This is a genomic window from Candidatus Tisiphia endosymbiont of Ceraclea dissimilis (genome assembly GCF_964030735.1).
Classification (GTDB): Bacteria; Pseudomonadota; Alphaproteobacteria; order Rickettsiales; family Rickettsiaceae; genus Tisiphia.
Map to the genome: position 1 here is coordinate 1368832 of NZ_OZ034917.1, position 25821 is coordinate 1394652.

General features: G+C 34.2%; 19 protein-coding genes. 16 read left to right on the plus strand and 3 right to left on the minus strand.

Annotation, left to right across the window (positions count from 1 at the left end):
• Positions 1-73: 73 nt before the first annotated feature.
• The 11 genes from ACQH1V_RS06505 to ACQH1V_RS06555 all read left to right on the plus strand — a co-directional run bounded on the left by ACQH1V_RS06505 (position 74) and on the right by ACQH1V_RS06555 (position 11886).
• Entirely contained in the window at positions 74-1930 is a 1857-nt protein-coding gene (locus ACQH1V_RS06505) for a patatin-like phospholipase family protein (protein ID WP_425360224.1), read from the plus strand.
• 131 nt (positions 1931-2061) lie between these two features.
• A complete protein-coding gene (gene def / locus ACQH1V_RS06510) occupies positions 2062-2589 on the plus strand; it encodes a peptide deformylase (protein ID WP_341748842.1) in 528 nt (175 codons plus the stop codon).
• Positions 2586-3539 carry a methionyl-tRNA formyltransferase gene (fmt, locus tag ACQH1V_RS06515; protein WP_425360225.1) on the plus strand — a complete coding sequence of 318 codons (954 nt, stop codon included), beginning with the start codon at positions 2586-2588 and terminating at the stop codon, positions 3537-3539. The genes def and fmt overlap by 4 nt, the downstream gene beginning before the upstream one ends.
• A gap of 179 nt (positions 3540-3718) precedes the next feature.
• Positions 3719-4651, plus strand: coding sequence for an Rpn family recombination-promoting nuclease/putative transposase (locus tag ACQH1V_RS06520; RefSeq protein WP_425360226.1), 933 nt, complete (start codon positions 3719-3721; stop codon positions 4649-4651).
• A gap of 40 nt (positions 4652-4691) precedes the next feature.
• A complete protein-coding gene (locus tag ACQH1V_RS06525; RefSeq protein WP_425360227.1) occupies positions 4692-5624 on the plus strand; it encodes an Rpn family recombination-promoting nuclease/putative transposase in 933 nt (310 codons plus the stop codon).
• A gap of 40 nt (positions 5625-5664) precedes the next feature.
• A complete protein-coding gene (locus ACQH1V_RS06530) occupies positions 5665-6585 on the plus strand; it encodes an Rpn family recombination-promoting nuclease/putative transposase (protein ID WP_425360228.1) in 921 nt (306 codons plus the stop codon).
• Between the two features lie 25 nt (positions 6586-6610).
• Complete coding sequence (gene murD / locus ACQH1V_RS06535; protein ID WP_425360229.1) at positions 6611-8002, plus strand: UDP-N-acetylmuramoyl-L-alanine--D-glutamate ligase; 1392 nt, start codon at positions 6611-6613, stop codon at positions 8000-8002.
• Complete coding sequence (gene ftsW, locus ACQH1V_RS06540; protein ID WP_094648599.1) at positions 7995-9143, plus strand: putative lipid II flippase FtsW; 1149 nt, start codon at positions 7995-7997, stop codon at positions 9141-9143. Before murD ends, ftsW begins: the two co-directional genes overlap by 8 nt.
• Positions 9140-10216 (plus strand): undecaprenyldiphospho-muramoylpentapeptide beta-N-acetylglucosaminyltransferase, encoded by a 1077-nt coding sequence (gene murG / locus ACQH1V_RS06545; protein ID WP_094648600.1) that lies wholly within the window; start codon positions 9140-9142, stop codon positions 10214-10216. The genes ftsW and murG overlap by 4 nt, the downstream gene beginning before the upstream one ends.
• A gap of 63 nt (positions 10217-10279) precedes the next feature.
• Positions 10280-10966 carry a hypothetical protein gene (locus ACQH1V_RS06550; RefSeq protein WP_341748849.1) on the plus strand — a complete coding sequence of 229 codons (687 nt, stop codon included), beginning with the start codon at positions 10280-10282 and terminating at the stop codon, positions 10964-10966.
• A 260-nt stretch (positions 10967-11226) separates the two neighbouring features.
• On the plus strand, positions 11227-11886 hold the full coding sequence (locus ACQH1V_RS06555; RefSeq protein WP_425360230.1) for a GNAT family N-acetyltransferase: 660 nt from the start codon (positions 11227-11229) through the stop codon (positions 11884-11886).
• Positions 11887-12118: 232 nt separating this feature from the next.
• Here ACQH1V_RS06555 and ACQH1V_RS06560 read toward each other — a convergent pair whose 3' ends face one another.
• The 3 genes from ACQH1V_RS06560 to clpB all read right to left on the minus strand — a co-directional run bounded on the left by ACQH1V_RS06560 (position 12119) and on the right by clpB (position 16614).
• Positions 12119-12943 (minus strand): TatD family hydrolase, encoded by an 825-nt coding sequence (locus tag ACQH1V_RS06560; RefSeq protein ID WP_425360896.1) that lies wholly within the window; start codon positions 12941-12943, stop codon positions 12119-12121.
• A gap of 68 nt (positions 12944-13011) precedes the next feature.
• Positions 13012-14019 carry a mitochondrial fission ELM1 family protein gene (locus tag ACQH1V_RS06565; protein WP_425360231.1) on the minus strand — a complete coding sequence of 336 codons (1008 nt, stop codon included), beginning with the start codon at positions 14017-14019 and terminating at the stop codon, positions 13012-13014.
• Positions 14020-14034: 15 nt separating this feature from the next.
• Positions 14035-16614 (minus strand): ATP-dependent chaperone ClpB, encoded by a 2580-nt coding sequence (gene clpB, locus ACQH1V_RS06570; protein WP_425360232.1) that lies wholly within the window; start codon positions 16612-16614, stop codon positions 14035-14037.
• Positions 16615-17014: 400 nt separating this feature from the next.
• On the opposite strand from clpB, the gene yidC reads away from it, so the two are divergent.
• From yidC to ACQH1V_RS06595, 5 genes are all read left to right on the plus strand, one after another.
• Entirely contained in the window at positions 17015-18706 is a 1692-nt protein-coding gene (yidC, locus tag ACQH1V_RS06575; RefSeq protein ID WP_425360233.1) for a membrane protein insertase YidC, read from the plus strand.
• Entirely contained in the window at positions 18696-19304 is a 609-nt protein-coding gene (yihA, locus tag ACQH1V_RS06580) for a ribosome biogenesis GTP-binding protein YihA/YsxC (protein WP_094648607.1), read from the plus strand. Before yidC ends, yihA begins: the two co-directional genes overlap by 11 nt.
• Positions 19305-19864: 560 nt before the next feature.
• Complete coding sequence (locus ACQH1V_RS06585) at positions 19865-20152, plus strand: VirB3 family type IV secretion system protein (RefSeq protein ID WP_094648608.1); 288 nt, start codon at positions 19865-19867, stop codon at positions 20150-20152.
• 26 nt (positions 20153-20178) lie between these two features.
• Positions 20179-22593, plus strand: a complete 2415-nt coding sequence (locus ACQH1V_RS06590; protein WP_425360897.1) for a VirB4 family type IV secretion/conjugal transfer ATPase — start codon at positions 20179-20181, stop codon at positions 22591-22593.
• Positions 22594-22600: 7 nt separating this feature from the next.
• On the plus strand, positions 22601-25648 hold the full coding sequence (locus ACQH1V_RS06595; RefSeq protein WP_425360234.1) for a type IV secretion system protein: 3048 nt from the start codon (positions 22601-22603) through the stop codon (positions 25646-25648).
• Positions 25649-25821 lie beyond the last annotated feature (173 nt).

A 25821-nucleotide genomic window follows, 5' to 3' on the forward strand; every position in this document is an offset into this window, starting at 1 on the left:
GCACAATGACGAGATATACATGATCTGTAAATGTCATGAGTAAGGTGGTAAAATTAAATATTGAGTAAAATTTATGGGTAATATAGAAGAAATGCTGGAAAGGCAAAAAACTCCTTTTGAGTATTTGGTATTTAGTGGGGGAGGAGCCAAAGGGGCAATATATTCCGGTGTTTATTCAGCCTTGGCAGAATCTGGAGCAGTTGGAATGGTTAAGGCGGTTGCAGGCTCATCTGCTGGGGCGATAAGTGCGGCGATGGTTGCCTGTGGTATCCCCCCTGAAGAATTTGAGAAAATTTCAAAAGAGACTAATCTTAAAGGTTTACTTGGTACGCAAGGATTTTCAGCTGGTCCGGTGCAGATTGGCAAGGATGGTACCCCATTATATGGTCTTTTAGATAAAACAATCAGAACAGGGGTATTTAATTTTTTGAAGGGCAAGAACTTTGGGGAGCTTTGTCAGTCAGGTCGTGATAGGATTGTACAACAGCAAGAAGAGTTAGAGCAAAAAAAGCAAGAGCTTTTAAACTCGATTGAACAATTAAAACAACAACATGGTGATAATAGTCAACAGATTAGTGATATAAATGAGAATATTCAAGGATTGGATTTTCAAAAACAACAGCTAAATAAGCAATTTGATAAAATTCAAACTATCATAGACTCTAATGGTAAAGAGTTCAGTGAATTAATGGAAAAATGCCAAGCTGGTGGGAAAATCCTTTTTAAGGATTTAGCTCTTTTAAGACTTGTTGACTCAGAGCAATTTAAAGATTTATTAATTACTGCAGTAAGGCGAGATAATGGTACGTTGCAAATTTTTAGTGCGGAAAATAGCCCTGATGTTGAAATTGCTTTAGCTTGTCGTGCCTCTGCTTCAATTCCTATAGTTTTCCAACCGGCAACAATTGATGGGGTTGAATATGTTGATGGGGGATATAGGGACAATGTACCTATTGGATATTTTCCTGAAAATGAGAGTAAAGTGGATTCTGCCGAAGAATTAGATGGTTTTGATAATGTTGCTCTAGCAAAAAAACAGGGTAGGGTACTGGCTCTTGCTTTTGGTAGTGGTATGGATGCTTCAACAAATGTGGCAATATATAGTGCCAAGCCTTTTGACAGTCCAAGTGTTCTAATAAAATTTTTAATGGATGTAGTATATAAAACTCTGGCTCAAGTTGGTGGACATTTTAAATATACGGAAACTGATAAAGCTACTCTTACTAATTTACGTGAGAATGCATTAAACACGGTGACATTAGATACTCAAGGTATATCCACTCTTGATTTTGATGATGCTCAGAAATATGCAGGTTACTTGCATATTAAAGGACGTTTTCAGACGTTGGAATATTTAGATAATTACGAGTTAGGTAAGGGAGTAGATAAAAACTTTGAACAGCAAAAATTCCTTCTAAGCGTCTATGAGGTTTATGATAATGACAATTTGAATAAAACATTTGCTCATAAAATGTTAGACCATATAATTCCGGCAAAGCCAACTGAGAAAAGTTGGCAAGATCGTGATGCTACTCGAAGTCATCAAGCAAAAGCTGAGGCACTTTTATCTTTTTGTACTTCAGAACGTTGGGAAGGAAAAGATAATAAGAGTCCCTTAAAAGATTATGTTATACTTGCAGCAACTAACCGCAATAAAGAAGTTAGAAATGATACCAAGGCATTAGAATCGCTGATTAAGACTTTAAACTCTCCAACAACATCAAGTAAAATTAAAGAAGATTTTATACAATTACTATCTATTGATAAAAAACAAGATAAAAGATTGAATACAGAAAAAAGTCCAGCAAAGAATATTGCGGAGTTTAAATTTACGAAAGAAGATTTTAGTGGTTTTTTAAGCAAAAATAAAAGTGAAGCTTTTCGTATTAGTAGTCAAGGGAAAGGAGTAGGGCGGGCTAAAGGTGGATAACGCTGAATTAGTTATTGTCGCTAGTCTCCTGGGAGCGACGAGTGACGCCTATTGATTATAGGCGTTGCTTTATCGCCTCTGCTAGCCAATTCTCCTAAATTTACTATAAATAATTTGGTGGTTTAAAAATTATGTCTGTGTTACCTATTGTAACTGCTCCGGATTCAAGATTAAAACAAAAATCTTTGCCCGTAGGTACAGTCAATGATACTATAAGAAAGTTGATGGATGATATGGTTGAAACCATGTATCATGATCATGGGGTAGGACTTGCAGCAATTCAGATTGGAATAGTTAAGCGTATATTAGTGGTTGACTTACAGAATAGTGATGATACAGAAAGAGCAGAGGGTTTTTATCCGTTATTTATTGTAGACCCAGAAATAATAGATAAATCTAAAGAGTTAGTTGTAGCATTAGAAGGGTGTTTATCTTTACCGGAGCAACATGTTGAAGTAGCAAGGTCTGAGTCTATAAGTATAAGGTTCTTAGACTATAACAATATACAGCAAGAATTAAAAGCTGATGGTTGGCTTGCTAGGGTTATTCAACATGAGATGGATCATTTAGACGGTAAGTTATTAGTTGATTATTTGAGTAATATAAAAAAGGATATAGCATTACGTAAATTAAAAAAGCTAAAAAATAATAATTTATGAAAGTAATTTTTATGGGTACGCCAGAATTTTCCGTACCCACTCTTAGGGAGTTAATTAACAGCAACGACCACCAGGTGGTTGGTGTATTTACTCAAGCTGCAAAATCTAAAGGGAGAGGACTCAATGAGGTGGAATCTCCAGTACATCTTTTGGCATCAAAATATAATATTGCAACTTATACTCCTAAGACCTTAAGAACCGAAGAAATAACCAATTTAATTAATTCAATTGAGGCGGATATAATAGTAGTAGTTGCTTATGGGTTTTTAATACCAACAGTTATCCTGCAAGCTAAAAAATATGGATGTCTTAATATTCATCCGTCAAGTTTGCCGCGTCATAGGGGGGCAGCTCCATTACAGCGTACTATTATAGAAGGTGATTTAGAAACTTCTGTATGTATAATGCAGATGGATGAAGGGCTAGATACTGGTGATATTATATTGCAGCATTCATTGTCACTTTCTCCTAGAATAACTTTACCAATTTTGCATGACCAATGTGCAAAAATAGGAGCAGATTTATTGATTGAAACCTTAGATAATATTGATAATTTACCAAAAATTATCCAGGATAAGAATGGCGTAACTTATGCTCATAAACTTAAGAAAGAAGAAGGGAAGATAGATTGGTGTGAGACTGCCTACAAAATAGATTGTAAAATTCGAGGTATGAATCCTTGGCCTGGTGTATATTTTGAATATAGAGGTAAAGTTATAAAGATTCTAGAAGCGTATTATAACGATTTGGATATTAATTTGCCACCTGGTACCGTAGTTAATAATAGTGTTTTGGAGGTAGCTTGTGGTAAAGGTACTTTGATCATCCAGAGATTACAGCAAGAAGGAAGAAAAATCTTGAACGCCGAAGAATTTATGCGTGGCTTACAAAGCCCTATAATTAGTTTAGCTAAAGAAAAAGGGGATGGACTTATGCCTAGTATAGCTTAAGTATGGAAAGAGGGAGGCATCCAAATCGGAAGCTAAATTAATAAAAATGATGATAAACAATGGCAGCTCTATTGAAGAAGTAGCGAGAATTACTGGACTATCTATTACTAAAATCAATGAATTACTGAAAGTACAATAAGTAATGAATTATTAGATTAGCTATATAAGCAAATTTTATTATGACTTCAGACAAGCCAAAACATGACGAAATCTTTCGCAAATCTATGGAGAATCCCATAGTTGCTAAAGAGTTTTTGGCAACTCATTTGCCTAAAGATGTGTTGGCTTTAATCGATAGTACATCTTTAAAATTAGAAAAAGATAGTTTTATTGAGCCAGACCTTTCTGAAACTATTTCAGATGTATTATTTTCTGTTAAGTTTAATGATCAGGATGGCTATATTTTTTTGCTATTGGAGCATCAAAGTACTGTTGATAAAATGATGGCATTTAGGTTATTTAAATATATGATTAATATTTGTGATCGATATTTAACTACTAATCCTAAAGCTAAATGCCTTCCAGTAATTTATCCCCTAATAATTTATAATGGCAAGAAGAAATATAACGCACCTCTTAATATATGGAATTTATTTAGCCATCCAGATTTAGCCAGAGGCTTTTGGACAAATGATTGTCAGCTTATTAACGTACATGACATCCCCGATGAAGAACTCAAGAAAAAAGTATGGTCTGGGATTTTGTTATTTTTCCTCAAACACATCCACGAACGTCAATTACTGAAAAGATGGCAGGAAATTTCTCATCTCTTGCCTAAATTGAGTAAAATAACAATAGGCCATGACCACATAAGAAATCTATTGAGCTATACTTTGACCTTTATTGAGCAAAATGATAAAATAGAGTTAGAAAAAATATTAAAAAATAGTTTAACTAAAGAAAAAGGAGAAGAACTTATGCCTAGTATAGCTCAAGTATGGAAAGAAGAAGGGATTCAAATCGGAGTACAGGATGGTATTAGAATCGGAGAAGCTAGGGGAGAAGCTAAATTAATAAAAATGATGATAAATAATGGTAGCTCTATTGAAGAAGTAGCGAGAATTACTGGACTATCTATTACTAAAATCAATGAATTACTGAAAGTACAGTAAGTAATGAATTATTAGATTAGCTATATAAGCAAATTTTATTATGACTTCAGACAAGCCAAAACATGACGAAATCTTTCGCAAATCTATGGAGAATCCCATAGTTGCTAAAGAGTTTTTGGCAACTCATTTGCCTAAAGATGTGTTGGCTTTAATCGATAGTACATCTTTAAAATTAGAAAAAGATAGTTTTATTGAGCCAGACCTTTCTGAAACTATTTCTGATGTATTATTTTCTGTTAAGTTTAATGATCAAGATGGCTATATTTTTTTGCTATTGGAACATCAAAGTACTGTTGATAAAATGATGGCGTTTAGGTTATTTAAATATATGATTAATATTTGTGATCTATATTTAACTACTAATCCTAAAGCTAAATGCCTTCCAGTAATTTATCCCCTAATAATTTATAATGGCAAGAAGAAATATAACGCATCGCTCAATATATGGAATTTATTTAGCCATCCAGATTTAGCCAGAGGCTTTTGGACAAATGATTATCAGCTTATTAACGTACATGACATCCCCGATGAAGAACTCAAGAAAAAAGTATGGTCTGGGATTTTGTTATTTTTCCTTAAACACATCCACGAACGTCAATTACTGAAAAGATGGCAAGAAATCTCTCATCTCTTGCCTAAATTGAGTAAAATAACAATAGGCTATGACCATATAAGAAATCTATTGAGCTATACTTTGACCTTTATTGAGCAAAATGATAAAATAGAGTTAGAAAAAATATTAAAAAATAGTTTAACTAAAGAAAAAGGAGAAGAACTTATGCCTAGTATAGCTCAAGTATGGAAAGAAGAAGGGATTCAAATCGGAGTACAGGATGGTATTAGAATCGGAGAAGCTAGGGGAGAAGCTAAATTAATAAAAATGATTATAAAAAATGGTAACTCTATTGAAGAAGTAGCGAGAATTACTGGACTATCTATTACTAAAATCAATGAATTACTGAAAGTACAGTAAGTAATGAATTATTAGATTAGCTATATAAGCAAATTTTATTATGACTTCAGACAAGCCAAAACATGACGAAATCTTTCGCAAATCTATGGAGAATCCAATAGTTGCTAAAGAATTTTTGGCAACTCATTTGCCGAAAGATGTGTTGGCTTTAATCGATAGCACATCTTTAAAATTAGAAAAAGATAGTTTTATTGAGTCAGACCTTTCTGAAACTATTTCAGATGTATTATTTTCTGTTAAGTTTAATGATCAGGATGGCTATATTTTTTTGCTATTGGAGCATCAAAGTACTGTTGATAAAATGATGGCATTTAGGTTATTTAAATATATGATTAATATTTGTGATCGATATTTAACTACTAATCCTAAAGCTAAATGCCTTCCAGTAATTTATCCCCTAATAATTTATAATGGCAAGAAGAAATATAACGCACCTCTTAATATATGGAATTTATTTAGCCATCCAGATTTAGCCAGAGGCTTTTGGACAAATGATTGTCAGCTTATTAACGTACATGATATCCCCGATGAGGAGCTAAAGAAAAAAGTATGGTCTGGGATTTTGTTATTTTTCCTCAAACACATCCACGAACGTCAATTACTGAAAAGATGGCAGGAAATTTCTCATCTCTTGCCTAAATTGAGTAAAATAACAATAGGTCATGACCACATAAGAAATCTATTGAGCTATACTTTGACCTTTATTGAGCAAAGTGATAAAATAGAGTTAGAAAAAATATTAAAAAATAGTTTAACTAAAGAAAAAGGAGAAGAACTTATGCCTAGTATAGCTCAAGTATGGAAAGAAGAAGGGATTCAAATCGGAGAAGCTAGGGGAGAAGCTAAAGGAGAAGCTAAATTAATAAAAATGATGATAAATAATGGTAGCTCTATTGAAGAAGTAGCGAGAATGACTAGATTATCTGTTACAAGAATCAATGAACTATTGAAAGTACAGTAAATAATGGATTATTAAACTAAAAATTATGTCATTATTTCTTTCACAAAAAAACAAGACTATAGGGATAGTTGGTCTAGGTAAGACTGGTATGGCTGCTTATCAATCGCTAAATAAAGTAGCTAGGATAATTTGTTATGATCAACTAGGTAGTAGTAGGGATGCTTTCAGTAAAATTTATGGAAACGATAATTTGGTTAGCTTTTCTGATCAGCGGTGGCAGGATATTGATAAGATATTGTTGAGTCCAGGTGTTCCCTTATCGCATGACATTGTTACCATGGCGAATGTCCGTAATATATCAATAACCTCAGATATAGACTTATTATTTGAGGAAGTTAAGTTTAGAGGTGGGAAGAAAGCTAATTTTATCGGTATAACTGGTACTAATGGTAAGAGTACTACCACTGCTTTAACTGGTCATATTTTACAGTTTTGTGGTTTTGATTATCCAGTTGGCGGGAATATTGGTGTTCCTGCCTTAAGTATGGGATTAGATTGTCAAGGGTATGTATTAGAGCTATCTTCCTTTCAGTTAGACTTATTAAGCAGTTTTAAAGCTAAAATTGCTGTGCTACTTAATATTACCGAGGATCATTTAGATCGGCATAATAATATGCAAGGCTATATTGTCGCTAAAAAGAAAATCTTTGATCGAATGGATAAAGATTCATTTGCCATAATTAGTGTTGATAATGAAATTACCAACAATATTTTCTTAGAGTTACAAAAGGAGAATACCACAAATTTAATACCAATCTCTGTTGGTAAAATCCTTGATAAAGGAGTATCAATTTGTAATAATGTTGTTTATGACAATATTTTTGAACCAATTACTATTAATTTGCCAAATAATAGCTATCTACAAGGCATCCATAATCAGGAAAATATTGTTGCCAGTTATGCGGCTTGTCGGATTATAGGGGTAAGACCAGAACAAATAATTGCTGCTATCGAGTTGTTTAAGGGGTTGCCGCACAGGATGCAATATGTTGGTACAATATACTCAGATCATTCGAGTATGATAAAATTTTATAACGATAGCAAAGCTACCAATAGCATTGCTGCTTCTAAATCCCTTGCTGCACTTGATAATATATATTGGCTAGCTGGAGGAGTGGCAAAAGAAGGAGGAATAACAAATTTAGCTCCATGGTTTGATAAAATTCATAAGGCTTATCTTTTTGGTCAAGATAAAGAACTTTTTGCATCGTCACTTAAGGGTAGAGTAAATTTTCAAATTTGTCAAAATTTGCAGGAGGCTTTTAATGTTGCAGTTAGAGATGCAATGCAAGATATAGGGAGCATAAAAAATATTTTGTTAGCTCCAGCTTGTGCCTCTTACGATCAATTTAAAAATTTTGAAGAACGCGGAAATCTATTTATAGAATTATATAATATTATTGCTAACCATGATTAAAGATAATCATAATAATGAATTATCTAACAATTACCTAAAATGGTGGTGGCGTAGTATCGACCAGCAAATGATTATTGCTTTAGTAATCCTGTTTGTTTTTAGTATGATGTTGGTTACTACAGCTGGACCAGTAATAGCAAATAGAATAGGACTCAATGAGCATTATTTTGCCTCTAGACAATTATTTTATCTTGCTAGTGCATCGCTATTGATCATTCTTTTTTCCCTTTTTTCCAAAAAATGGTTAAAGAGATTGTCAATTTTAGGATTTATTGTCAGCATATTGTTATTAATTTTAGTTAAATTCTATGGTTATGAAGTTAAGGGGGCTATTCGCTGGATTAATATTTTAGGTTTTTCGATGCAGCCTTCAGAATTTATAAAACCATTTTTTGCGGTAGTTGCAGGTTGGATATTATCATTGAAATTTGAGGGGGAATTTCCAAGTTTTTCTATTTGTATAGTTCTGTATGGTATCATTGCTTTATTATTAATTATCCAGCCAGATTTTGGTATGTTAGTGATGGTTACTGCAGTTTTTGGTATTCAGCTTTTTGTTGCTGGTATGCCAATATTTTGGATTATGCTTGCTGCTTTTATGTTGTTATTTGGTGTTACAGCAGCTTATTTTTGGCTGCCTCATGTAGCGAAAAGGATTAATAGTTTTTTTGATCCAGAGAGTATTAGTAATTATCAAGTTAGTAAGTCAATCAGAGCATTTGAGCATGGTGGTTTATATGGTTGTGGTCCTGGTGAAGGAGCGGTAAAACAAGTATTGCCGGATTCTCATGCTGATTTTATTTTTGCTGTTGCTGGTGAGGAATTTGGGGCGATTATCTGCTTGATAATTATAGGAATATTTGCTTTTATAGTGATTCGTAGTTTACTGAAACTCATTAACGAAGAAGATAAATTTGTTCAATTGGCAGCAAGTGGTATTGTTGCACAGATAGGTTTACAAGCCTTAATTAATATAGGTGTTACCTTGAATTTATTACCAACCAAAGGGATGACATTACCATTTATTAGCTATGGTGGTTCTTCAACTTTTGCCATAGCTATTGCTACAGGGATGCTGCTTGGTTTTACCAAACATAAAACTTCCCTTACTAACTATAAAATTCAAGATATTGACATATGAAGAGTATAATTGTTGTTGGTGGTGGTACGGCAGGTCATCTATTTCCCGCTATTGCTTTGGCTGAAGAATTGGTGAAACGCGGGTATAAATTACACCTTATTACTGACGTTAGATGCCAAAAATATTTAACTGAAGATTTACCGCTCATTCCACATATAATAAATTTTAGATTGCCACCGAAAGGGTTGTTTAATAAGTTTAAATTATTAATTTGTTTATTATTTATGATTTTTAAGATGTTATTGCTATTAGTGCAGGTCAAACCTTGTGTTATAATTGGGTTTGGTGGCTATCCCTCTGCTCCTCCTTTGATAGCAGCTGTATTGTTACGTATTCCTATCGTAATTTATGAACAAAACTGCTTTATTGGTAAGGTCAATAGATTATTCTTAAAATGGGCCAGAAGAGTTGCGCTTACCTATGAGGAAACTAAAAATTATAATATTGTTGACTATAATAAGAAATTAGTTATAGGAAATATAGTACGGGATAATGTTAAAAAGCTGAAAGTTAAGGATAATTTTAGCAATGATATTTTTCGAATATTGATTTTTGGTGGAAGTCAGGGAGCAAAGGTGTTTTCTACTTTAATACCGGAAGCGATTAAGATATTAGTGCAATCAAATCCTGATATTAAACTACATATTACCCAACAAGCTCCTCCAGAAGATTTAGACAATATTGCTAAAATTTATAGTGAATTAAACATCCCACATAAAATAGCCGATTTTTTTTATGATATGGATCAGCAATATGCCAATCAAGAACTAGTAATATCAAGGGCTGGGGCATCAACTATTTCTGAGCTTAGCTATATTGGCTTGCCGGCAATTTTTATTCCGCTACCTTTTGCTACTGAAAACCATCAATTCTATAATGCCAAGGCACTGGAAGATAGTGGGGCAGGGTGGTGTTTTGAACAAAATAAAATTACTGCAGAAAAATTAGCCGATAAACTCTTAGTGCTAATAAAAAATCGTGATATACTGGAGCGGGCATCTTGTGAATTATTAAAGCGTAAAAATGACGGTAGTAATATTTTAGCTGATACAGTAGAAGAAATAGTAAACTGATTCTTGCAACTTGGGTGATTTTGTGTCATTAATTATGTTACTATAAAATTATCGGACTAATTTATGTTAAAAAAAGTTATTATTATAGTTTTGGGATTATCCCTACTTTCAGGTTGTACTGATGGGTTTAGAGGATATTTCAAAAAATCTGCTAATAATAAAATTATAGATAGTAAAGGTTTTGCCGGTGGCAAACGTCCACCGCTTTATAATAAGAAATATATAGCGATGGCAAAAAGAAATGTTATGGAAGAAAATTTTGATGATGATGAGGGGGATTTGTTTAGTGAATATGATACTGAAACAATCAATCCAACTTTAAGAAATCGTCAAATGTATCTTAAGATGGTAAAACAAGATGCGGAACGTAATGAAAAACGTAAGCAAAATCAAGAAAAAGAATATCCTTCATTGAATTCGGCAAATGATAAGCTGAAGAAACAAAATAATGATAAGAATGATCAAGCAAATAATAATTTGCACAAAGAGCTAGAGCAAATTAAAGCTATTTTGCGTGAAACTAAGAAAGATTTAGAAAAATATAGATGTCCTGCACGACAAACTACTAACCAACAAACTGTTGATAAAGTTTTACCAAATAAAGCTAAAACAGGTAGTAGTAAAAAAATTAAGGAAGTCGAAGCCAGTAAGAATAATAAAATTAACAAGCCACTTGGCAAGTCAGAGATGCAAAAGAAATTTCTTAGTGAAGATGATGATATAAAGACCACTGATGCTATAGTCAAATGATGAGAAGTTGGGGACGTCGTCACTCGTTGCTTGCTTATTACTTAACATTATTGCGAGGTCATTGCGAGACCTTAGGTCTATGAAGCAATCCAGAAATGATTAAAAATGGATTGCCACGCTCACATACGTTCGCTCGCAATGACGACTTTTCTACTTTATTTTCTTAAACTGATGCCTATGTGTAATGACGGCTGAGGTTTGGGCATTCCTTGCAATGACGGAAGGGTTTTACCCAGGCGTCAACTATAGTAGGAGTAAATATGAACAATATATCCGCTAATTTTAAGTTAGCGTTAGCTAAGAATAATGGCAGCTTTTTTGAGCATGACATTATCTGTAATAATGAGTTAGTAAGATTAAGACCATTAAACGCAGATGATATGCCTGAGTTTGTTCGGTTCCATTATGATTACGCAGTTTGGAAATATTTTGCTATCAAAATGTCTCAAGTACAAGATATGAACGACTACGTTGATGATGCTATACAACAAAGGAAAATGGGTTTACGATATCATTTTACTATTGAAGAGCAGAAAACAGGAAAAATTGTTGGGTCAACGGCTTTTGGCAATTATTCTCCAAAAGATAGAAGGATAGAAATAGGTTGGAGTTGGATAGAAACATTGTTTCAAGGAAGTGGTATTAACAAAAATGCCAAGTTTCTTTTATTGCATTTTGCCTTTGATTACCTTAATATGGAAAGGGTAGAGTTTAAAACAGATGCACTTAATGTAAGAGCTAAAGGTGGGCTAATTAAAATTGGAGCAACTGAAGAAGGTGTATTGCGAAGCCACACTCTTATGCCTGATGATAGACGCCGAGATACAGTATATTATAGTATACTTAAAGATGAGTGGGATACAAAATTACGGTTAAAAAACTTTTCTGATTGCTCAGGCTCTATAGAAGCAGGGGGCTAGATTCCCCACAACTGTTGAAAGTTATAAGAGGAAGCGATTTTAGACCGGATAGTTTAAAAGTCGTATGTGGTCAACGTCTATTAGCGAGAAAGACCTTAGGTCGACGAAGCAATCCACAAAAGTAACCAAAGATGGATTGCCACGACCTACTTGCGTGGTCTCGCTAATAGCGGAAAACCTATCTAAAACCCGCTTTACCTTCTAACTTTCAACAGTTGTGCTAGATTCCCGCTTACGCGGGAATGACAATAGTGGGAGGAAATGATAATAGTGGGCGGGAATTACAATTTACAACTAGATGGGTTTTGCTGAATAAAGATATAAAATTTGTGGTAGTAGCATTTGCTACTGTTTCTAGGTTTGTTTCTTTTATTTCAGCTATTTTTTCTGCTACATATTTGACAAAAGCTGGTTCGTTTTGTTTGCCACGCATCGGAACAGGGGCAAGATAAGGAGAATCTGTTTCAATTAATAACCGGTCTAGTGGAATATAACGTACTATATCCTGTAAATCGGTGGCGTTTTTAAAGGTTACAATTCCAGCAATCGATATATACATACCAAGGTCAAGCATTTTTTTTGCCAAATGCCTTGAAGCGGTAAAGCAATGAATAAGACCGTGAAACGCGGTATTTTGCATTTCGCTACTTAAAATATCAATAGTATCTTGTTCGGCTTCTCTTGTATGGACTATAATTGGCAACCCGGTACTTTGAGATGCCTGTATATGTTGCCCAAAAGAACTAATCTGTTGATGTTTGTCTGATGTCTGGTAATAATAATCGAGACCAGTTTCACCAATGCCAATAATTTTTGGATGATTACAATATTCCATAATAGTTTCGCACGAGACAATTTCCTTCACTTCATTGGGGTGAACTCCACACGAAGCAAAGACATTACCGTATCTTACGGCTATTTCTAAAATATCCGGCAATTCCTCAATGGTAGTACATATAGTCTGCATGTACTTAACATTATTATTCTCAGCTCTGCTTATTATGGCTGATAAATCTTCTTTTAACATGTTGAGGTGACAATGAGAATCAATTAATATACTTTCTGCATAAGCCAGGCTAGTTGGTGCCAGGCTAGTTGGTGATTTTGTTGTCGAATTATGGATCATCATTTTATCCAATTTTTTGTAATTATGATATTAGCAATTTTTTCTACTTCATTAAGAGGGGCATAATTATAGTTTTCAAGCTGAATTACAGATTTGTCTAGTATTTTAGCTATTCCTAATTCTAGCAAATTTTGTGTAAATGCTAGATGTTTAGGTGATTTAAAATTACTAGGACAGAATATATAAAGAGGTTTACCAGTGGAAGCTGCCTCACTACACATAGAAATCGAATCAGCCGTAGAAATTATGTAATCTGCCTGTGCCAACATCCCAAAATAAGGATTAGGTTTAGCTTCTTCCTCTGTTGGATCGTAAATAATAGCCGATGAAGGTACCTTATTTTTGATAATTTGTTTTGCTGAATTAGGAGTACGTCGACTAAAGCTAATAAACAAGGTATGTTTTTCATCTTGGGTCTTAGTAAGATTAGATAATATTGCAGCAAATTCGCGAGCATTTTCGTCGGTAAATTGATAATTTTTGCTATTACCACCAATAATTACCGATATAAACTGCTTAAGATCTGGATAATTTTTGCGTAACTCAATACCGCCATCCTGTATTTTTGCTTGAACATTATTAAGAGCTCCAGTAATTCTCAATATATTCTTGTCATTCGTGCATAGTTCTTCCCTGCTAACCTTATCATGATGCGGTAAAATAATTAGGTCAAATTGCTTAAATGGTAGGTTGGGGTGCATAATTTGAATAATTTTTACTTTCCCAGCAGATTTATGTTTTAAATAACTCGCTAAAGAAGCGGTTCTTCTTCCAGCAGAAATTATTAAGTCAGGGAAGCCTTCCATTTCCCACGATTGTAATAGCTGCTTTTTCACATGGATAGGGCTAAGGGCTAGTAAAAAATTTGGTAATTTACCCCAAAAATTATATTCAATAGGTTTTAATTGATAACCAAGACCAAGCTTTTCTGCTAGAGCTATAGCTTGATTGACATTACCCACCCTGCTGTCAGCTAATACCCAAATTTTGGGTTTAATATTGTGCATTTTTCATAATTATTGTTAAGTTATCATTTTATCAATAGCTAATTCATTATTTATTGCTTTTATATTTACAATATCACCGCTACCGATTCTACTAGAAAGAATCATTTTGGCGAAATTATTCTGTAATTCTCGTTGAATAACTCTTTTCAATGGTCTAGCACCAAACATTGAATCATAACCTTTATCAGCCAGGTAATTTATTGCCGATTGATCAAATTGCAATGTAATATTTTGTTGTGAAAGAATTTCTTTCAAATTATCTAGTTGTATTTTGACAATATCATGTATGTCAGCACGAGTTAGTTTATGGAATAGAATAATCTCATCTAGCCTATTTAAGAATTCAGGTTTAAATGTTGCTCGTACATGTTGCATTACTTGTTCTTTAATTGCATCTTGGTCATCATCTTGCTGTTGATTAATAAGTATTTCAGCCCCAAGGTTGGAAGTAAGAACAATGATGGTATTTTTAAAATCAACAGTTATTCCTTGACTATCAGTTAGACGCCCTTCATCCAAAATTTGTAACATGATATTGAAAATATCCGTATGGGCTTTTTCTACCTCATCAAATAAAATAACTTGATAAGGTCTCCTACGTACCGCTTCTGTTAAAACTCCTCCCTGCTCATAACCAACATAGCCTGGAGGAGCCCCAATCAAACGTGATATAGAGTGTTTTTCCATATATTCAGACATATCAATTCTGAGAATGGCATTACGATCGTCAAATAAAAAAAGTGCCAAAGCTTTGGTTAGTTCCGTTTTACCAACACCAGTTGGACCTAAGAATAAAAACGATCCAAGTGGTCTATTATGATCCTGTATTCCAGCACGAGAACGACGCACAGCATCGCTGACTCCTTTTATAGCTTCATCTTGACCGATTACCGATTGACGTAGTTTATCTTCCATCGCTAATAACTTCTCACGTTCGCTTGATAGCATTGTGTCAATCGGTATACCAGTAATTTTGGAAATAATTATAGCTATATCGTTTTCTGATACAACTTCTTTTGATAATTTGTTATTTCCCCCTTCTACTGCTTGTTGTAGTTTCTTAGTCAAATCAGGAATAATACCATATTTCAACTCACTAGCTCGGGCAAGATCACTACTTCTTTCTGCTCTTTCAAGTTCTAAACGAGCTTTTTCTAGCTCTTCTTTTAATTTCTGTTCAATATGTATTTTGGATTTTTCAGCTTGCCAGCTAGCATTCATATCGTAAGAACGAGATTCAAGTTTAGTTAATTCGTCTGTTAATTGGATAATTTTCTTTTTTGAATATTCATCATCTTCTTTTTTTAGAGCTGCTAGCTCAATTTTTATTTGAATGATACGACGATCAAGCTCATCTAATTCTTCCGGTTTGCTAGATAATTCTATTTTTAGCCGACTACATGCTTCATCGATTAAATCAATAGCTTTATCTGGTAAATAACGATCGGTAATATATCTGTTAGATAGAGTGCTAGCGGCAACTATAGCACTATCAACAATTTTTACGCCATGATGTAATTCGTATTTGTCCTTAATACCACGCAGAATCGAAATAGTATCTTCTACTGTTGGTTCATTAACGTAAACTGCTTGAAATCTTCTGGCAAGAGCGGTATCTTTCTCGATATATTTGCGATATTCATCTAAAGTCGTAGCACCGATACAATGAAGTTCTCCTCTAGCAAGCATTGGCTTTAGTAAATTTGATGCATCCATGGCTCCGTCTGTCTTACCAGTTCCTACTAAAAGATGTAGCTCATCAATAAATAAAATAATCTCCCCACTAGAGTGCTTAATCTCATTTAATACAGCTTTTAGTCGTTCTTCGAATTCACCACGATATTTAGCCCCAGCAATTAAAGCTCCCATATCAAGTTCAATGATTCGACAATTTGCTAGAGTTTCTGGAATATCTTGGCTAAATATTCTTTGGGCTAACCCTTCTATTATGGCTGTTTTACCAACTCCTGGCTCTCCTATTAGCACGGGATTATTTTTCATTCTTCTTGACAAAACTTGCACGGTTCTTCTAATTTCCTCATCTCTACCGATGATTGGATCAAGTTTACCAAGTTCTGCTAGCTCGGTTACATCTCTACCATATTTTTTTAGGGCGTCATAACTACTTTCAGAAGAGTTATTATCTGCTGTCTTACCTTTTCTTAACTGTAAAATTGCTGCGTTTATTTTTTTATTAGTTATTGCATTCTCTGATAAAATCTTACCAGCAGAGGTTTTATCATATGATAATGCCTCAAAAATTCTCTCAATAGTTATAAAACTATCGGCATTATTCTTTGCAAGCTCTGATGCTTTATCAAGTAATTTTAGTGCTTCTGATGATAGGTAAAGTTGTCCTCCTCCCTCTATTTGCACTTTTGGGATTTTGTTTAATTCTACGGTTATAGCTCTATTCAAATCATCGAAGCTAGTACCTAAAGTATTAATAAGATTATCAATAACTCCACTATCATCGTTTAATAAACTCGCCAATATGTGTAATGGCAATATTTGCTGATGATCATTTTTTGCTGCTATGCTTTGGGCATTAGATAATACAGATTTTGCCTGGGTAGTAAATTTATCTATGTTCATTGCCATAACCTCATAAATTTTAAATTAACTCAAAGTTTATTATAGCCAACCCGATTAGTATTACTCCGTCATTGCGAGCGAACATATGTGAGCGTGGTAATCCTTTCTAATTACTTTTTTGGATTACTTCGTCGACCTGCGGTCTTCTCGCAATGACGTTAGTTTGTTATGAGCTATACTATAAATATATCATAATATTTTCTTCCACTAAGTACTTTAATATATAATTAATGGTGAATAATAATACAAGAGATGCTGATGGTATATTAAATCAATAAATCAAATTTCTTGATTAATTTACTTAAATCTTATAGAACTCATAGGAGTAGTATAATGAATACCCTAAATTTAGGGTATTCTATTTTATTTTATATAATATAAATTATTTTTTAGACCGGTAATGAATCATAACATAGTTAACTTGGTAGCTGCAATTGTCTTGTCCCTTGGGATTATTTTTGGATGGCAATATTTTTATGATAAACCAAGATTACAAAAATTAGAACAGCAAAATAAAATATATAACAAGCAAGTTCAAGAGTTAAAGAAAAAGAATACTCAAGTAGCACCCCCTAAAGAAGCTGAATCACCTGTTTCTACCAAGAGAATTCGGATAGACTCAGAACTTCTTTCTGGCTCGATTGCTTTAAAAGGACTCCGGTTTGATGATTTAATTTTGTTGAAATATAAGCAAGATTTATCACCAGACAGTAAACCTGTTGTGTTATTTGCCCATTCTCAGTCAGAAGAAGCTTATTTTGCTGAAATAGGCTGGTTTAACAAGGATAATAGTATTATTCTTCCTGATAGTGAAACTCTGTGGCAGGCTGATAATGATCAGTTAACGCCTACAAACCCTGTGAATTTGTCATGGATCAACAAAGATGGGGTTAAATTCTTGGTTACGATAAGTATGGATAGTAATTATTTATTTACCATAGATCAAACTACGGTGAATGATAGCAAAGAACCAATTTCAGTGCAATATTATGGACTAATTAACCGTAAATATATTGGTAAAGAAAAATCAGTTAATATACTACATCAAGGACCAATCGGTGTTATTGATGGTAGGCTTAAAGAACATTCTTTTGACGATTTAAAAGATAAGAAAATTGAGAAATTTCCACAAACTGTTGTTGATTGGGTTGGTATAACCGATAAATATTGGTTATCTTCCTTAATTCCAGATAAAGCTAGTATATATAGTTCCAACTTCAATTATGCAATGAAAAACGGTGTTGAAAAATACCAGGTCGACTTCATTTCTTCAACTCAGACTATAGAAGTAGGACAAAAACTCACTATATCGCAAAGATTATTTGCCGGAGCAAAGAAAGTTGACTTATTAGACAAATACGAAAAGCAATATAATATTAAATTATTTGACCGGGCAATTGATTTTGGTTGGTTTTATATAATCACTAAACCAGTCTTTAATGCTATGAACTTTTTTTATCACTATGTTGGTAACTTTGGCATTAGTATTTTGATTGTAACTGTTATTATAAAACTGCTAATGTTTACTTTGGCTAATAAATCATATCGTTCTATGAAGAGAATGAAAAATATTCAGCCTGAAGTAGAGAGGATTAGAGCGTTATATGCTGATGATAAAATGAGACTTAACCAAGAAGTTATGGCGTTGTATAAAAGAGAAAAGGTTAATCCCCTTGCTGGTTGTCTACCGATTATTGCACAAATTCCGGTGTTTTTCTCAATTTACAAAGTGTTGTACGTAACTATTGAGATGCGTCAGGCACCATTTTTTGGTTGGATAAAAGATCTGTCTGCTCCCGATCCAACATCAATTTTTAACTTATTCGGGTTACTGCCATTTGCCTGCCCAAGCTTCCTAATGATTGGTGTATGGCCTATTTTTATGGCTCTTACTATGTTCTTACAGCAAAGGATGACTCCACAACAGTCAGCCGATCCAATTCAAGCTCAAGTAATGAAATTTATGCCGCTAGTTTTTTTAGTAATGTTTAGTAGTTTTCCAGTGGGAGTAGTGATTTATTGGTCTTGGAGTAATATTTTATCAATAGCTCAGCAATATTACATTAATAAGCTAGATAAGAATGTCGGTTGATAAGGTTACAAAACTATTTCGGCAAGAGGTAAAATTTATAGCTGGTGTGGCAAAAATAAATCAGTTCCCTAATACATCTGTACCAGAGATTGCCTTTGTTGGTAAATCAAATGTTGGTAAGTCGAGTTTGATTAATAGTATCTGTAATAATTCAAGTATTGCTAAGGTTTCTAATACTCCTGGTCGCACTAGGCAAATAAATTTTTTCTCCCTTATCGATAGACTTATTTTAGTTGATCTTCCTGGATATGGCTTTGCTGAAGTGCCAATATATATCAAACAACAGTGGGAAGTATTAATAACATACTATCTCAGAATGAGTGTAAATCTCAAATTAGTAAATTTGTTGATTGATGCTAGAAGAGGAGTAAAGCAAAATGATATGGAAATTGCTAAATTGTTACTTTCTTGCAATAAAGATTTCCAAATTGTTTTCACCAAGTCAGATAAGGTAACAGATAAAGAAAACCTAACGGCGACAGCACAGAATTTTCTTGCAACTTTGGGCTACTCCTGTAATGTAATTTATACAAGTAGTAGGAGTAAAGAAGGGGCCAAAGAATTGCAGTTTAGTTTGGCAAAATGCATTAAATTATAAACTCACCTCACGTATGGCATTTAAAAGTCATATAGCAAATAGCTTGGCGTCATTGTATAAGCGTCGGTTTAAGAAAATAAAGTAGAAAAGTCGTCGTTGCGAGCCACCGTAGGTGGCGTAGCAATCCATTTCTAATCACTTTTCTAGATTGCTTCGTCGACCTTACGGTCTCCTCGCAATGACGGTTTTTCAATTATTGTTTTCTCAAACTGACGCTTATGCGTACGTTTGCTCGCAATGACGTTTTAATTGGCAACTCACGTTAATGAAAAAAATAACTAATATTACAAAAATAATGAAAACATCTATTAGTGGAGCATAAAAATCTGCTATAGTGAATTAACTTGAATTGGCGACGTTATAAATTCGATTAGTATTTAGTCTCAGCGTCATTGCGAGACCACGTAGTGGTCGTGGCAATCCAAAAAAACGATTAAAATGGATTGCTTCGGAGGCTTACGCCTCCTCGCAATGACAGCATGATGGGTGCGGCACTAATTCAGGTGAATTGACTATATATTTACAGATATAACCGAATTGGAGTTAAAGGGGATTAATTTATGTCAGGTAGTTTAGTATCAGATCCGTTATTTGTTGGTTTAACAAGACCTGCAATGATATTTGGCGTGAGTATAAAATTTGCAGCACTTAATATGATCATATCGATGTCATTATTTATTCAAAGTAATAGTATTATGAATTTGCTTGTTGCTTTTGTAATTCATATGATAGGGTATGTAATATGTTTTAAAGAACCAAGATTTATAGAATTGTTCTTAAATAAATCTTCTAAATGTAGCCAGTGTCCTAATAAATCATTCTATGGAGCGAACTCATACGGTATTTAAAAGAACAGTTATAAAATGACAAAATGATAAAATTATCTGTAACAAAAGCAGCAAAAGAATCGAGTTCTAGGAAAGAAAAACCTACTTCTCATTTTATTCCTTATAAGTGCCATTGGGATAGTAATACTATCCTAACCAAAAATAATGAATTATTACAAGTAGTAAAGATAGGGGGGTTTTCCTTTGAAACAGCTGATGATGAAGATTTAGATATTAAAAAAAATATCAGGAATTCTTTGCTTAAAAATATGTCATCAGGCAACATTGTGATGTATTTCCACACGATCAGGAGGCGTAGACCAGTGATTTTTGATGGGCTGGAATATACCTCTGATCCTACCATAAAAGTACCTAATGATTTCACAACTTATTTATCAAATGAATGGCGTAAGAAACATGCCGGTTCTAGGTCTTTTTTTAATGAGTTGTATGTTAGTATTCTTTATCGACCAGATAAAGCTGGAGTTGCTGTAATCGAGTACTTTGTTAAGAAGTTGATGCAAAAGTCTAATAAATCGGCTTGGGAAAATGACATGCGAGAGATGCAGGACAGTCTAAGAGAAATGTCCTCAAGAGTAGTTAACACTTTCCATAGTTATGGTGCTACGCTACTTGGCGTCCGCAAATCTAGTAGTGGCTATTGTTGTGATATTATGGAGTTTCTTGGTACTCTGGTAAATTGTGGTTCTTCAATGCAAATGGTTGTTCCCAGAAGTTCAATAGACCAATATCTTCCAACCCATAGATTATTTTTTGGTTCTAGATCCATAGAAGCACGTGGTCCAGCGGGTAGAAGATATGCTGGGATACTAAGTATTTTAGAATATGGACCATCTACATCAGCTGGGATATTTGATGGCTTTTTACAAATGCCTTTTGAATTTGTTATGACTCAGAGTTTTATTTTTGCTAATAGAACGGTGGCAATTAATAAAATGCAACTACAACAAAATAGGATGATTCAATCAGACGATAAGGCTGTATCACAAGTTGCCGAAATCTCTCGAGCACTTGATATGGCTACCAGTGGTGATATTGGTTTTGGAGAACACCATTTTTCACTTCTCTGCTCTGATAGTAATTTAAAATCTCTTGAAGATACTTTATCTATGGCTTCTGTTGAACTCTCTAATTCTGGAATTCAACCTGTTAGAGAAAAAATTAATATGGAACCGAGTTATTGGGGACAGCTTCCTGGGAATATGGATTATATAGTAAGAGGTTCGACTATCAATACTTTAAACATGGCTAGTTTTGCATCTATGCATAATTATCCATTAGGTAAGGTTTTTAATAATCATTGGGGAGAATATGTGACTGTACTCGATACTACTTCGGGTACTCCTTTTTATTTCAGTTTTCATGTTCGGGACGTTGGGCATAGTTTGATTATTGGTCCAACTGGGGCTGGTAAAACAGTATTAATGAATTTTTTATGTGCACAAGCACAAAAATTTAAACCAAGAATGTTCTTTTTTGATAAAGATCACGGTGCAGAAATATTTATTAGATCCCTTAACGGGATTTATACCACCATTGATCCGGGGGGAGAATGTAACTTTAATCCCTTACAACTTGATGATACTGGAGAGAATAGAACATTTATATTAGAGTGGCTTAAAGTATTGGTTACTTCTAATGGAGAGTCGTTATCATCCGAAGATAATAAGACTCTATCACAAGCAGTAAGCGGTAATTTTAAGCTAGAAAAGAAAGATAGAAGGTTAAAAAATGTTGTAGCATTTTTAGGCATTGATGGTCCTAATAGTTTGGCAGGTAGAATTGCTATGTGGGTTGGGAGAGGTTCGCATGCCAGAATATTTGATAATGAGACAGATAATATCGATTTACAGAAAGCTCGAGTATTTGGTTTTGATATGACAGAGTTGTTAAAAGATCCAGTTAGTCTTGCTCCTGTATTATTATACATCTTCCATAGAATTAGTATTTCTTTAGATGGTCAGAGAACTATGATAGTTCTTGATGAGGCATGGGCTTTGATTGATAATCCGGTATTTGCTCCGAAAATTAAGGACTGGCTAAAAGTTTTGCGTAAGTTAAATACTTTTGTAATTTTTGCTACCCAAAGCGTTGAAGATGCAGCTAAAAGCAGAATCAGCGATACTCTGATTCAACAAACTGCAACCCAAATATTTTTACCCAATCTTAAGGCAACTGATATTTATCGTAGTGCCTTTATTCTTAGTCAACGGGAATATATTTTAATAAAAACTACTGATCCAACATCGCGTTATTTTTTAATAAAACAGGGAGTAGATGCGGTTGTTGCTAAAATAAGCCTAGATGGTATGAATGATATTATTAATGTTCTTTCTGGTCGGGTTGAAACGGTGTTATTGTTGAATAAGATTAGAGAGCAATATGGTGATGATCCTGAAAAATGGTTACCTATATTTTATGAGGAAGTAAAGTCACTTTAGTTAATTTATGCATTACAAACATAGAAAATTATTAACCCTGTTATACTGTAACTTTAGTGTCAGTGGCTTATTGTATAGTGTTAAAGCATTTGGTAGGATACTGATCTTATGTAGTATACTCAATATTACTGCTATCCATAATAGTTATGCAGAAGAAGAAGATGCTTTAGGTACTATAATTACTACTCTTTCAAGGTTGACCTGTGAAACTCGGGGTGTGGGTGACTTATTACGTACAGAATTTTCTCACACTTGTATACCAGGGTCGTTTTTTTCCTTTGCTACTGCGAATATAATCTCGCCAGGGGTTTATGCTAATACGATGCTGCGTCTTAAAATAAATGATCATGAATTATTTGATGGAGATTACCCTGGGGGGCAGTGTGCAAGAAATAATAAAATTGATCCAAACGATCCCAAATTAACCTTTGCATTTTGCAATAATATTAAGCTACAAACTGCTAGGATAAAGGCAATAGGTATTTCTGCCATTGCTATTGCTAAAGCCGTATTAACCGGTTCTGATCCATGGCATGATATTATGGAGGCTTGGAAAGATAATAAGGGCGAATTTCATGTTATTTATAAGGATCAAAAAGATGGTGATACCGGTGTAATGTTAGACGTGCTTTTGCCAGTTGTTTTTAAAGTAGTAAGGCAAAAGGATACTATGTGTGTAGCTGCTCCTACTATATTAGCAGATTGGGTGCCGGTTGGTTGTAAGTATATTAGAGAACCCCACCCTGAATCTATATATGCGTCTTTTATGAATCTTGGTGATAATTCTCAAAATGGTTCTAACAAAACTGCTACTGATCCAATGGCAATAGTTGATTGTGGTTTATCATCCTCTAGTTGTTACCAAAGGGCTTATAATAATTCTAAGACAGCTATAGTTATCTCTGCTCCATTAATCGAATGTATTAAAGAAATGACCGCAAGATTACTGATTAGTAAAGATGTTTGTACATTTGATGATGTTAATAAAGTGGTTAATTCTAGTAAAAGGGAGAGTAGTGTATTATTTCAATTTCAGCGTAATATGCACAGAACTGTCACTGCTTTATTAACTATATATGTAATTTTCTTTGGTTTTAAAATCATACTTTCTAGTGAAATTCTACCTAAAAATGAAATAATTAATTTTGTATTAAAAATGTTATTTGTAACCTATTTCTCTGTAGGTATAAATATTACTCCCAATAGTGGTTCTGACTATAATCGACTAGATGGTATGGTGCAATGGGCTTTTCCTTTGTTATTAGGAGGAATAGATACGCTTGGTGGTTGGGTTATGAATTCTGCCCCATCAGATTTGTGTAAATTTAACCCTGAAGATTATAGCGATAAAAGTCTTTCTTATCTGCCATTATGGGATGCATTAGATTGTCGGGTAAGTCATTATTTGGGATTAGATATACTATCAACGATGATGGTAGAAAATCAATATAGAAATCATGATTTCAAGAGTTTTGACTTCTTTAGTTTCTCAGCCCCACCTTATGTATATTTACTGATTCCTGCTATTATTTCAGGCAACATGACTCTTGTATCTTTAGCACTTTCTTATCCTTTATTAGTGATTTCTGTTGGAGCATTTATGGTGAATGCTACAGTGATGTGCATGATATCTATAGTAATATTGGGTGTTTTAGCACCTCTTTTCGTACCAATGTTTTTATTTGAATATACACGAGGTTACTTTGAATCGTGGGTAAAATTGCTAATATCATTTTTGTTACAGCCTATGGTGGTGGTGACCTTTATGATTATGATGTTTTCGGTTTACGATGTTGGTTTTTATGGTCACTGTAAATATACAAGTAAAACCATAAACAATAGTATAGAAAGTGGTGGCGACGGAAAAAGAGCTGTGAAAATATTTTTTGTTAATAATGATTGGAGTAAGTATACTAAAGACGAAGTTAAAAGTTGTAAGAATAGCCTAGGTTATATGCTTAATAATCCACTTGCAACAGTTGTTGATTTTGCTAAAGATAACCTAAATGAGATGCTTAAAGAAAAGCCAGGAAGTGGTAGTACAGATAGTTATTTATCTAAATTTCAGTTTCTGCAGGGTGTTGTTATGGGGCCCGGTATGTTCTTTGTATCACCAAAATTAATTTTTGAAAAAATTAAAGATATTGTGCTAGCGTTAATTACTGCCTGCTTTACTTTGTATTTAATGTATCACCTTAGTGCTCAGTTAGCAGAATTTGCGGCTGATATGACCGAGGGTGTGGCACTTAGTAGTGTTGCCATTCATCCGCAAGCAATATTTAAAGCTGGTATGGCTGCTATTGGAGCAGCTGGAAACATGGCAGGAGATAAAGCAGCCGGAGGAGGGGGAGCTAAGGATTTGGCTGGTGGTGGTAAAGGTGGCGATAAAGGTGAATTAGCTGGAGATAGTAATAGTACTACTGGTGATGAATCAGTAGGAGATAGCGTAAGTACCAGTGGTTCAGCTGGAGCTACTGGCTCAGCAGGAGGTGGAACGAAATCTTTAGGAGGTACTGGAGCTTCTTTGCCAATTCGTCGCATTGCAGAAGCTACTGTAGCTGCTGTTAATGAAGGCGGTTCTTCAAGTGGAGGAGGGGCTTCACAGGAAGCAAGAAGTAATTTAGAGACGAGTGTTGGTGAAAGTCCTGTTTTAGCGGCAACTACTACAATAGCAGCAACAGATAGTCCTATTGATAAATCACCACCGCTAGCTACTAATAAACAGGAATTAGGTAAGCCCTTAGAAAAGGCAACTCCTGCTGCATCAGCAACTCCTGCATCAGCATTGGCAAAAGAGCAAAATGCTTCTGGTGCTTCTGGAGTACTTTCTAAAACTTCGAAAGAAATGGAGAATCACACCTTAAAACCTGGAGATACTGGTTACGTTAAACAAGAAATAAGAAATCGTGAAATAAAAGATAGAAATGCTAAATTAGAGGAACAAGCATTTAAAGATTTCAAAGCAAAATCTATTAAAAATAGAGCAGCTAGACAAGTTATAGCTGATAGTGCTAATGTAAAAGTAAAAAAAGATGGCTCTGATGAAAATTCATAAAGCCACTCACCTTACGCATAAACCTAGTAGCAATTTAAAAATTGCAAAAAAGTACAAGACGTCATTGCGAGGAGGTGCGAGCCAAGAAGCAATCCAAAAAGTGATCAAAAATAGATTGCCACGACCACTACGTGGTCTCGCAATGACCAGTACTCTTACCAAGAAGTCATTGC